Origin of the sequence: Burkholderia sp., assembly GCF_018375725.1 — a bacterium.
Taxonomy (GTDB): Bacteria; Pseudomonadota; Gammaproteobacteria; order Burkholderiales; family Burkholderiaceae; genus Burkholderia.
Genome location: NZ_JAHACR010000126.1, coordinates 1 through 10,714 on the forward strand (window position 1 = coordinate 1; position 10,714 = coordinate 10,714).

Annotated in this window: 11 protein-coding genes; 3 read left to right on the forward strand and 8 right to left on the reverse strand. The window is 66.6% G+C overall.

Annotation, left to right across the window (positions count from 1 at the left end):
* Positions 1–427, forward strand: a 427-nt coding sequence (locus KH616_RS14550; RefSeq protein WP_366834627.1) for an alpha/beta fold hydrolase, incomplete at its 5' end; no start/stop codon positions are given.
* On the forward strand, positions 420–1,007 hold the full coding sequence (locus tag KH616_RS14555; protein WP_292245979.1) for a DUF2946 family protein: 588 nt from the start codon (positions 420–422) through the stop codon (positions 1,005–1,007). The genes KH616_RS14550 and KH616_RS14555, both read left to right, overlap by 8 nt.
* 9 nt (positions 1,008–1,016) lie before the next feature.
* Here the strand turns inward: KH616_RS14555 and KH616_RS14560 are convergent, their stop codons facing one another.
* The gene (locus KH616_RS14560) at positions 1,017–2,711 is read right to left on the reverse strand and encodes a M48 family metalloprotease (RefSeq protein WP_292245981.1); all 1,695 of its coding nucleotides are present in this window, start codon (positions 2,709–2,711) and stop codon (positions 1,017–1,019) included.
* Between the two features lie 169 nt (positions 2,712–2,880).
* Between KH616_RS14560 and moaC the strand changes: the two genes are divergently transcribed.
* Positions 2,881–3,357 carry a cyclic pyranopterin monophosphate synthase MoaC gene (moaC, locus tag KH616_RS14565; protein WP_292245985.1) on the forward strand — a complete coding sequence of 159 codons (477 nt, stop codon included), beginning with the start codon at positions 2,881–2,883 and terminating at the stop codon, positions 3,355–3,357.
* 201 nt (positions 3,358–3,558) lie between these two features.
* Here the strand turns inward: moaC and KH616_RS14570 are convergent, their stop codons facing one another.
* The 7 genes from KH616_RS14570 to recX all read right to left on the reverse strand — a co-directional run.
* The gene (locus KH616_RS14570) at positions 3,559–5,346 is read right to left on the reverse strand and encodes a Wzy polymerase domain-containing protein (RefSeq protein ID WP_292245988.1); all 1,788 of its coding nucleotides are present in this window, start codon (positions 5,344–5,346) and stop codon (positions 3,559–3,561) included.
* 210 nt (positions 5,347–5,556) lie between these two features.
* Positions 5,557–6,153, reverse strand: a complete 597-nt coding sequence (locus KH616_RS14575) for a pilin (protein WP_292245991.1) — start codon at positions 6,151–6,153, stop codon at positions 5,557–5,559.
* Between the two features lie 99 nt (positions 6,154–6,252).
* Positions 6,253–6,966: a TerC family protein gene (locus KH616_RS14580; RefSeq protein WP_292246003.1), complete on the reverse strand. Its 714-nt coding sequence runs from the start codon at positions 6,964–6,966 to the stop codon at positions 6,253–6,255.
* 154 nt (positions 6,967–7,120) lie between these two features.
* On the reverse strand, positions 7,121–8,002 hold the full coding sequence (sucD, locus tag KH616_RS14585) for a succinate--CoA ligase subunit alpha (RefSeq protein ID WP_292245994.1): 882 nt from the start codon (positions 8,000–8,002) through the stop codon (positions 7,121–7,123).
* 143 nt (positions 8,003–8,145) lie between these two features.
* Complete coding sequence (sucC, locus tag KH616_RS14590; RefSeq protein WP_292245997.1) at positions 8,146–9,312, reverse strand: ADP-forming succinate--CoA ligase subunit beta; 1,167 nt, start codon at positions 9,310–9,312, stop codon at positions 8,146–8,148.
* Positions 9,313–9,381: 69 nt separating this feature from the next.
* On the reverse strand, positions 9,382–9,981 hold the full coding sequence (locus KH616_RS14595) for a DUF2889 domain-containing protein (RefSeq protein ID WP_366834631.1): 600 nt from the start codon (positions 9,979–9,981) through the stop codon (positions 9,382–9,384).
* Positions 9,982–10,152: 171 nt separating this feature from the next.
* Positions 10,153–10,714: recombination regulator RecX (recX, locus tag KH616_RS14600; protein WP_292246000.1), on the reverse strand; the 562-nt coding region annotated here is incomplete at its 5' end.

Sequence of the window (10,714 nt, forward strand, 5' to 3'; positions counted from 1 at the left end):
CGCCATGATCTACACGCGCAGCTTTCTGAAAACCCTCAAGCGCAAGGCGCTCCTCAAGCTCGATCAGTTTCCGGGGTTGTTCGATCGCGAGGCGATGCTCGCGGCGGTGACGATGCACGATTTCGACGACGTCGTGACCGCCCCGCTGCACGGTTTCGCCGACGCGAACGACTACTGGACCCAGGCGACGACGCGCCCGCTGCTGCCGGCGATCGACGTGCCGACGCTGATCCTCAATGCCCGCAACGATCCGTTCCTGCCGGCGTCGGCCTTGCCCGGCCCGGCGGACGTGTCGCCTGTCGTCGAGCTCGACCAGCCCGAGCACGGCGGTCATGCGGGATTCATGACCGGGCCGTTCCCCGGCCGGCTCGACTGGCTGTCGGCGCGGGTGTTCGCCTATTGCTCGAAATTTGTCGACCATGGATGACATCGTCAAACAGGCGCTCGCCAAGTGGCCGAACGTGCCTCACTGCACCGGCTGGCTGCTGCTCGACCGACGCGGCGACTGGCGCATGCGCGACGATGCGGCGCAGGCGGCCGGCGAGCTTGGTTCACCGATCCGCCATGCGGCGCTGGCCAGTTTCATCGCGCGCAATTACGAATGCGACGAGCACGGCCAGTGGTTCTTCCAGAACGGGCCGCAGCGCGTCTACGTCGAGCTCGCCTATACGCCGTGGATCGTCCGGCTCGCCGAGCGGGACGGTCAGCTTGTCCTCACCGACCAGACCGGCCAGCCGTTCGAACCGGCCGAAGCGTGGCTCGACGACACCGGCGGCGTGCTATTCCGCGATGCGGGCACGCCACCGCGCATTGCGTCGTTGCACGACCACGATCTCGGACTGTTCGCCGATCACGCCGATCTCGACGCCGCGCCGCCCGTCCTGCGCTGGCGCAGCGGCACCGCATTGCCGCTCGGCACGGTCTCATCCGCCGACGTGCCCGCGCGCTTCGGCTTTGTCGCGAGCCCGGCCACGCGGGCTCGGGGCACACCGCACGGCGGGCAATGACGCAGCCGCTCAGAGGCGGCTGTTCTTCTCGTCCTCGCGCTCTTCCTTGTAGCGCGCCTCGAATTCCTGCAGGCGCGCGCTGATCATCGACTGCTCGTAGAACGTCACGCTCTTTGCGTCGCGCGCCTCCTTCAACTGGCGGATCGCCGCCGGCCACGCGCCGTCGAGCGCGAGCTTTTCCGCAAGCGCACGGCGCCGCGCCTGCACGTCACCCCGGCCGTCGCTCGCTTTCGCCAGGTAGTCCCACCAGTCCGGCTGCAGCGGATCCGCCTGGGTCTGCGTGCGGGCAAGCGTCTGCGCTTCGGTGAAACGGCCCGCGGCCAGCAAGGCCTGCAGATGCGCGACGATCGCCGCGTGCGAGGCGGGCCAGCGCCGCTGCGCGAGCGCGGCAAGCCGCACCGCGTCGTCGGTTCGCCCGGCGCGGCGCGCCAGATCCGCCGCGAGCACATCGAGACTCGGCGAGCTCGCCGACGGATCGTCCTCGCGACGCGCGGCCGCGCCGAATGCGCTGCGCGCGGCCGCAAGCGCCTGACTCGCCGAGCCGTAATCACCGAGCATCGTGTTCGCGAGTGCGATGCCGTACTCGTTCGCGGCAACGTTCGCGGCAGTGTGCGCGTCGATCTCGGCACGCATCCGGCGCGCCTCGGCCGCGATGTCGGTCGGTGCGCGGTTCTGCAGGATGCGCAGCCGCGCGCGCACGAAGCCGTATTCCGGCGACTGGCGCGGCTGACGATAAGGCGCGCGCCGCGCCCGGTCCTCCATGTCGGCGATCCGCTCGCCCGTCAGCGGGTGCGTGCGCGCATATGCCGGCACACCCGCGTCGCCCATCGACGCACGGTCGAGCCGCTCGAAGAAGCCCGGCATGCCGTACGGATCGTAGCCCGCGCCCGCGAGCAGCTGGAAGCCGACACGATCGGCCTCGCGCTCGGCCGACCGGGAAAACCGCAACTGGTTGTCCACCGCGAACGCCTGGCCGCCCATCGCAATCGCACTGCCGAGATCGCCGCTGCGCGCCAGTACGCCGGCCAGCACGCCGAGCAGCATCGTCGCGAGCGCGGTATAGCCGGTCTTCTCGTTCGCGCCGATCATCCGCGCGATATGGCGTTGCAGCACGTGTCCCATCTCGTGACCGACGACCGACGCCAGCTCGGACTCGGTCTGTGTCGTCACGACGAGCCCGCTATTGATGCCGATGAAGCCGCCCGGCATTGAAAATGCGTTGATCTGCGGATCGCGCACCGCGAACAGGTCGAAGTCCGGCGTATAGCCGCCGATGTAGCGCGCGGCGGCGGCGGCTTCGAGTCGCGCTGCCATTTCGTTCAGGTAATCGCGCACGAGCCAGTCGTCGAGATAGTCCGGATCGCGCCGCACTTCGCGCATCACGCGCTCGCCAAGCTTGCGCTCGGCCTGCGGCGTCAGCGCACCGCCCGAGCCGTCGCCGAGATCGGGCAACTGCAGGGCCTTGAGCGGCGTGCGCCAGTCCGCGGCGGGACTCGACGCACCGTTGGCGCCGGAGAACCGGCTTTCGGCGCCGCCATACGTGCCGAACACGCCCGGCGCGATGCCGGCCGGCACGGTGGAGATCGACGGCGATCCGGCGGGCACCGTATCGAGCGGGGGCGCGCCCGCGCGTTGCGCGAAACCGTCCGGCGGCAGCGCGAGCGCAACCGACAGCGACGCAGCAAGCAACTGTTTGACACGCATGGCAGGATGATGGCAACGCCGGCCCGCGCGCTGCGCGCATCGCGGCGATTGGTATGAATATCGTGGCCATTGTACCGGCGCGGCCCGGAACATCCGCCACGCGCGACGCAGGGACGCGGGCGGTGGCGCATGCCGCTGCTATGATAGGCGCCCTGTAAAGGAGCACGACATGTCTGGACTCACCCATTTCGACGCCGCGGGCCATGCGCACATGGTCGATGTCGGCGGCAAGCAGGAAACACAGCGCATCGCCGTCGCGCGCGGCACGATCCGGATGCTGCCGGCCACATTCGAACTGATCCGCGACGGGCGCGCGAAGAAAGGCGACGTCATCGGCGTCGCGCGCATCGCGGCGATCCAGGGCGCGAAGCGAACCGCCGACCTGATTCCGCTGTGTCATCCGCTTGCACTGACGCGCGTGACCGTCGATTTCGAGCTGGACGACGCGTTGCCGGGCGTCCATTGCGTCGCGCAGGTCGAGACGTTCGGGCGAACGGGGGTGGAAATGGAGGCGCTCACGGCCGTGCAGGTCGGGCTGCTGACCGTCTACGACATGTGCAAGGCCGTCGATCGCGGGATGGTGATCACCGACGTGAGCGTGCGCGAGAAGCGCGGCGGGAAGTCGGGGGACTGGAAGGCGGCGTGAGCCGCGCGGATTGACCGCACAAGCCATGCCGGCGGCATGGAAAATCCGGCGCTGACAGCGATGCCGCCGTCATCTGTCGGCGCGCGGCGCTGCAGCCCGCGCGCCCGCGCACGACCGCGGTCTCAGGCGACGGCACGCGAGCGGCGCAAGACGAAATCGCCATGCGCCGCCCCTTCATCGCCAATACCGTGGCGGTGACGTTCACTCCTCCTCGTCGTCATCCGAATCGTCGGCCGCATTGGCCGGTGCAGCGCCGTACTTTGCCAGCACCGCAGCCTTGAACGATTTCAACGCAGGCTGCGCGTCACACAGTTTGTACAGTTCCGCGAGTTGCGTCGGCCAGTCCTTCAACTGGTTCGCGAAGATATGCAGCCGCTCGACCGTATCCATCGCATCCGCCTCGCGGCCATCCAGCGCCTGCAACACCGCATAGCGGCGCAGCACCGTCTCGCCGGGCAACAGCGCAATGGCGCGCTCGTGTGCCGCAAGCTTCTGCGGCAGCGCGTCGCGGGAGATCGTCAGCAGCGTCGCCGCGCCGTAGTCGCCCCACGCACCGAACAACAGCGACGGCGCGTCGCGATATTGCGCGGCGGGATCACTGCCGTAATAGAGCACTTCCGCACGCTGGTAATCGCGCAACACCGGCATCATCGCGATCAGGCCGCCGAACGACAACAGCGCGAAAAGACCGAACGCGGCGCGGCCCGGCACAAGACGCAGCGGCTTCACTTCGAGCAGGCCGACCACGAACATCGCCGGCAGCAGGAAGAACATGTACTGCTGCGGATATTCGACGAGCGCGTGCATCAGGAGGATGCCGATCAGCGCAAAACCGAACACGCGCGCGCTGGTGTGCGGCACGCGCAGCGCACGCACGAACCACATCACGAGTGCGACGACCAGCACGCCGAGGCCCGCGATGCCGGACTTCGCGAGCAGGTCGATGAAGATGTCGTGTGCGTTGTTCGCGATCTCCACGCCGCCGAGCGTGCGCGCGAGTGCGAATTGATGCACCGGGAATTCGCCCCAGCCGACGCCGAGCAGCGGATGCTCGCGAAACATCGCCAGACCGTATTTCCAGAGCGCGAGGCGCGGCGTGATCTGGCCGGCATCGCGCATCCGGTCAGCGGCCGACTCCGCGAGGTTCAGGTGATAATGCACGTTCGCCCAGCGCACTGCGGCATTCACCAAAACGAATACCGCGACCAGCACGACCGGCACCAGCCACGCGCGCGCGTTGCCCGGCGCGCCCGGCCGGCGACGCGCTTCGGCCCACGCCATCCAGAATCCGGCGACCGCCATCACCGCGACCTGCAGCCACGGCCCGCGCGACACCGTGAGCGCCAGCCCCAACGACAACACGATCGACAGCACGAGCCACGCCCATGCGGCGAGCCGGCGCGTCTGCACCAGATACAGCGCGCCGGCGAGCGCGAACGCCATGTAGGTCGCCAGGTGGTTCGCCTGCGCCATGTTCCCGTATGGACGGCGATCGGTCGCGATGTTGTACATCACGACAAACGGCGACACCACCGACTCCAGCCTGAACAACTGCACGATCTGGCAAAGCACGGCGAACACGCCGCCGACCAGCAGCGCGCCCGCCATCATCCGAGCGGCCTGCTCGGCGAGATTCTCGCGCGCCAGCGCATAACCCGCCTGCATCGCAACCAGCGACGCACCGAGATAGCCGAGCGCCAGCCAGTTCATCGACGGCTGCTTCAGCGGCATCAGCGCGACCTGTGCAATCAATACCGCCGCGAATCCGAGCGGTGCGGCGAATGCGGCCGGTGCGGCAAACGGCGCCAGCGGGCGGCTCGCGCGGACGGACAGGATGACGGTCGCGCCCAGCAGCAGATACAGCGCCAGCGCGGAAAACTCGGAATAGAAGGTTGGAATCGGGTACGTGTGATTCGTGATCGCATACGGCACGATCAACGCAACCGCCAGCGCAACCAGCGGCAGTGAACGGGAAAAAGGAGAAGACATGAGCAAACCGGGTGTCAGCAACCGGCGCACTATACAAAAAATTCCCTGTTCTGTGCGGGACCGGCCCGCGATACGCATCACGATGCCACAGAGGTACGCCGTCGCCCCGCATGCCGAAACTGTATCCGGCCAGGAGCATCCTGGCATTGCAGACGCCCGCCCAGTCACCCGGATACCGATTGCACCGCCCCGCCCGCCGCGTATTGCCCGCTATGCGCGACACTCGGCCGGCGCGTACTTCGCCGGCAGCGTTGCCGCATCGGCCGGCAACGGCCCCGAGCCCGGCGCCGGCAGCGACGACGACGCCTTGCCCGCCGCAAAGCACTCCCACGCGATCGCGCCGGCCTGCATCACGCCCTTCTTCAGCGGCACACGCGCCGTCGGCGTGTCGGCCTTGTCCGGCGCGGAAGGCACCAGCACGAGCGTATTCGCGCCGCCGGGCGCGACGCGTGCCGTGAACACAATCGATATCTGACCCGTCTCGTCGTCGATCCGCACCGCCTCGACGTTGCGCGTCGCGGCCGGTGCGCTATAGCCGCCGGCGAGGCCCGCGCCGCTGGCGGCATTGTCCGCGACTGCAAGCCGTGCGGAAGCGGCCAGCGCAAACCCCTCGCCGACACGCGAACGCGCGAGGTAATCCTGATAGGCCGGGATCGCATACGCAGCGACGACGCCGACGATCGCGAGCACGATCATCAGTTCGATCAGCGTGAAACCGGTGGGACGCCAGCGTAGTGCCGGCCTGCGTGCATGCCGCAGGCCGATGGCAAAACGGCGGAACAGTGAAACGGAAAAGGCTTCGAACATGGCGGGCTCCGGAAACGAAAAACGCCTGCCGGTCATGGCAGGCGTTTCGATCGTAGCCAGCGGGCCGCAAGGGCGGCAGTCGGCCGGACGGCCAACGCATCAGTGTGAGCCGGACGAACTCGCCGCGGCGCGGCGCCGCTTCAGCACGTAGCCGACCGACACGACGAACAGCGCACCGGCAATGCTGGCTCCGTAGATCACGGCATGTGTGTCGAGCAGCGGCCAGCGGTCGCCCGCCGGGTCGTGCACGATCAGGCCGCCCGCGATCCAGCCAAGCAGCGCCGCACCGAGCGTGATAAAGACGGGGAAACGGTCGAGCAGCCTCAGCACCAGCGTGCTGCCCCACACGATGATCGGGATGCTGACGACGAGGCCGAAGACCGCCAGCGCGATCCGGTGTGCCGGTTCGGCCTGTTCCGCCGCGCCGGCGATCGCAATCACGTTGTCGAGGCTCATCACCGCATCGGCGATCACGATCGTCTTGACGGCTGTCCAAAGCTTGTCGGCCGGCTTGATTTTCGCATGCGCGTCGGCGGCCGGCACCATCAGCTTGACGCCGATCCACAGCAGCAGCACACCGCCTGCGAATTTCAGGAACGGCACATCGAGCAGCGCAACCGCGAACGCGATCATCGTGACCCGCAGCACGATCGCGCCGGCGGTGCCCCAGATGACGCCGCGCAGACGCTGGCTCTCGGGCAGGTTGCGGCAAGCGAGTGCAATCACGACGGCGTTGTCGCCGCCGAGCAGGATGTCGATGATGACGATCTGGAGCACTGCGCCCCAATGGAGCGACGTCAGGAATTCGAGCATGAACGGGAAATAAAAGGGAAATCCGGTGAACGGCCGCATCGGGATGCACGCCGTCTGTCACATATTCCGCTTCGGGCCTTACAGAAGCGTTTCGCGAGCATAACAAAAAACGCCGGCGAGGCCGGCGTTTTCTGCTGGACGTTCCGCGACGAAATTACAGCGCTGCCTTCAGCAGGCGCCCCATTTCCGACGGGTTGCGCGTGACCTTGATGCCGCACGCTTCCATGATTTCCAGCTTCGCTTCGGCCGTATCCGCACCGCCCGAGATCAGCGCGCCGGCGTGGCCCATGCGCTTGCCCGGAGGCGCCGTGACACCCGCGATGAAGCCGACGACCGGCTTCTTCATGTTGTCCTTGATCCACTCGGCTGCCGCGGCTTCGTCCGGACCGCCGATTTCGCCGATCATCACGACCGCGTCCGTATCCGGATCGTCGTTGAACATCTTCATGACGTCGATGTGCTTCAGGCCGTTGATCGGGTCGCCGCCGATGCCGACAGCCGACGACTGGCCGAGACCGAGCGCGGTCAGCTGCGCAACCGCTTCATACGTCAGCGTGCCCGAGCGCGACACGACGCCGATGCGGCCCTTGCGGTGAATGTGGCCCGGCATGATGCCGATCTTCAGCTCGTCCGGCGTGATCGTGCCCGGGCAGTTCGGCCCGAGCAGCAGCGTCTTCCGGCCTTCGCGGCGCATGCGGTCATTCACTTCGATCATGTCGCGGACGGGGATGCCTTCCGTGATGCAGATCGCGAGATCGAGATCGGCTTCGACCGCTTCCCAGATCGCCGCAGCGGCGCCTGCCGGCGGAACGTAGATGACCGACACGGTCGCGCCGGTTTCTTCCTTCGCTTCCTTGACGCTGGCGTAGATCGGAATGCCTTCGAAATCCTCGCCGGCCTTCTTCGGGTTCACGCCCGCGACGAATGCCTCGCGGCCGTTCGCATATTCACGGCAGGCGCGCGTATGGAACTGACCGGTTTTGCCGGTAATACCCTGCGTGATGACCTTCGTGTCCTTGTTTATCAGAATCGACATGTATTTTGACCTCTGTTCGATTGGCGTCGCGTGCAAACCGCGCCGCCATGCGTGTTCATTGAGCGCGCCAAGAAAACGCCGGGCCGCCCCAGGTTTTCCTGGCCCGCAGGCCCGGCGCACGGCGCCGGGCCTGCGGGCGCTGCTTACTTGCCTTCGGCAGCCGCGACGACCTTCTGCGCAGCCTCTTCCATGCTGTCCGCCGAGATGATCGGCAGGCCCGATTCGGCCAGCATCTTCTTGCCGAGGTCCTCGTTCGTGCCCTTCATGCGCACGACGAGCGGCACGTTCAGGTTCACGGCCTTCGAACCGGCGATCACGCCTTCCGCGATCACGTCGCAGCGCATGATGCCGCCGAAGATGTTCACGAGGATCGCCTTCAGGTCCGGGTTCTTCAGCATCAGCTTGAACGCTTCGGTGACCTTCTCGGTCGTCGCGCCGCCGCCGACGTCCAGGAAGTTCGCCGGCTCGCCGCCGAACAGCTTGATCGTGTCCATCGTCGCCATCGCGAGGCCCGCGCCGTTCACCAGACAGCCGATGTTGCCGTCGAGCGAGATGTATGCGAGGTCGAACTTCGACGCCTCGATTTCAGCCGGATCTTCTTCGTCCAGATCGCGGTATGCGACGATTTCCGGATGACGGAACAGCGCGTTCGAATCGAAGTTGAACTTCGCGTCCAGCGCGATCACCTTGCCGTCGCCCGTGACCACGAGCGGGTTGATTTCGGCGAGCGATGCGTCGGTTTCCCAGAACGCCTTGTACAGGCCCTTCAGGATCTCACGTGCTTGCGGGATCGATGCGTCCGGCACGCCGATCTTCTTCGCGAGATCGTCGGCTTCCGCGTCCTGCAGGCCCAGCGACGGCTCGACCGCCACCTTGTGGATCGCTTCCGGCGTTTTCGCAGCGACTTCCTCGATGTCCATGCCGCCTTCGCTCGACGCCATCACGACGACCTTCTGCGACACGCGGTCGATCACGATGCCGATGTACAGTTCCTTCTTGATGTCCGCGCCCTCTTCGATCAGCAGGCGGTTCACCTTCTGGCCTTCCGGACCGGTCTGGTGCGTCTTCAGCTGCATGCCGAGGATCTGGTTCGCGTACTCGCGCACCTGCTCGAGCGACTTCGCCACCTTCACGCCGCCGCCCTTGCCGCGGCCGCCCGCGTGAATCTGTGCCTTCACGACCCACACCGGGCCGCCCAGCTCCTCCGCCACCGTGACGGCCTCGTCAACCGAGAACGCCGGCTTGCCGCGCGGTACCGCGACTCCGAATTTCCGCAGGATTTCCTTACCCTGGTACTCGTGAATCTTCATGCGTGATTCCCTTCAGTCTGAGTGTTGGATGAAATGTCGTTTTAGACGCTTCTTTGTATGTTTTTCCGTTTATTCCTTCATGCCATCGCGTTCCGGCCGACTCGCGCCGAACCAACGCGGGTAGAACCGCCGCACCACCTCTCCGTCGAACCGCAGCGCCTGGCAACGCCCGAGCTGAAACGGCGGCTCCTCGTGCACGCCGTCTTGCGCAGACGTCTCCTCGCCTTGCTCGCGAACCGCCCACACGTCGCCGGCGAATGCCTGGATTGCCGCAGTCGGCAGCACGGCGCACAGCTCGGTGAGATGGGAACAGCCTGCGACGCCGGCCAGAAGTCGGGACGCATCACGGCGAAAGTTGCGGAAGAGATTGAGCCCGATAAGGGCACGGTAGGCAGGATTGGCGGCTTCGCATTGACCGGGATAGGGAACCCATTCCGACGACGCTTCGGCGTCGACGACATTAAGGTCACGATCGATGGTAACGCGCAGCCAGAGTTCATGAATCGGCAGGCCGTTCGGCCGGATGCCCGACGCAAGCGCGACATCGCGCGGCTTGTGATCGGTCAGGCTAGCCTCGATATCCCACAAGCCGTCGTCACGCTCGTAGGCTTCCGCTCGAATTGCGCGTCGATGTCGCAACTGACGGGGTACGGGCTCGGATAGCGGCATGCTGGAGGTTGAGGCCGGAAAGGAAAACCTGCGGATTCTAGCATATCGGGCACCCGGGACACTTTGTCGCAGCGCCAGGTTGACGCAGCGGCAAATTGACGCAGATATCGGAATTCCTGCACGCGCGAAAGCGGTTCCATGCGGCAAGATCGCGCACGGCAGCTGTGGCGATCAGTCGTCGCCGAACAGCTCTTCGCCGCCCTTGAGCAATTTCACGATGGTCGCACTCGAGAAGCCCCGCGCCGCCAGGAAGCGAGCCTGCTTCGCGCGCTCGGCGGGCGTTTCCGGCAGCACACCGAATTTCTTGCGCCACACCGCCTGCGCACGCGCCCATTCCGTCTCGCGCAGCTGCGCGCCGACCGCTTCGACGAGCGTGTCGCCGACCGCATGCCGTTTCAGTTCATTGACGATCCGCGCGACGCCGACGCGCGACGCGCGGCGATGCATGAGACTTTCGGCGAAACGCGCGTCCGACAGCCAGCCCTCCTGTTCGAGGGCGTCGAGGAGCGGCTCGACCGATTCGTCTTCGCCCGCATACGGCGCGAGCTTGCGGGCGAGTTCGGAGCGGCTGTATTCACGCCGGGACAAATAGCCGAGCGCCCGCCCCTTTAGCGAACGCACGGGCTTCGACGACGATGAGCCGCGCCCGGATGCGTCGCCTCCTTCCGTCGACGATGCGCCCGACGTCGCGCGGGCGCGTCTGCAGTGGCGCAAGGCCGAGATCGATATCGGC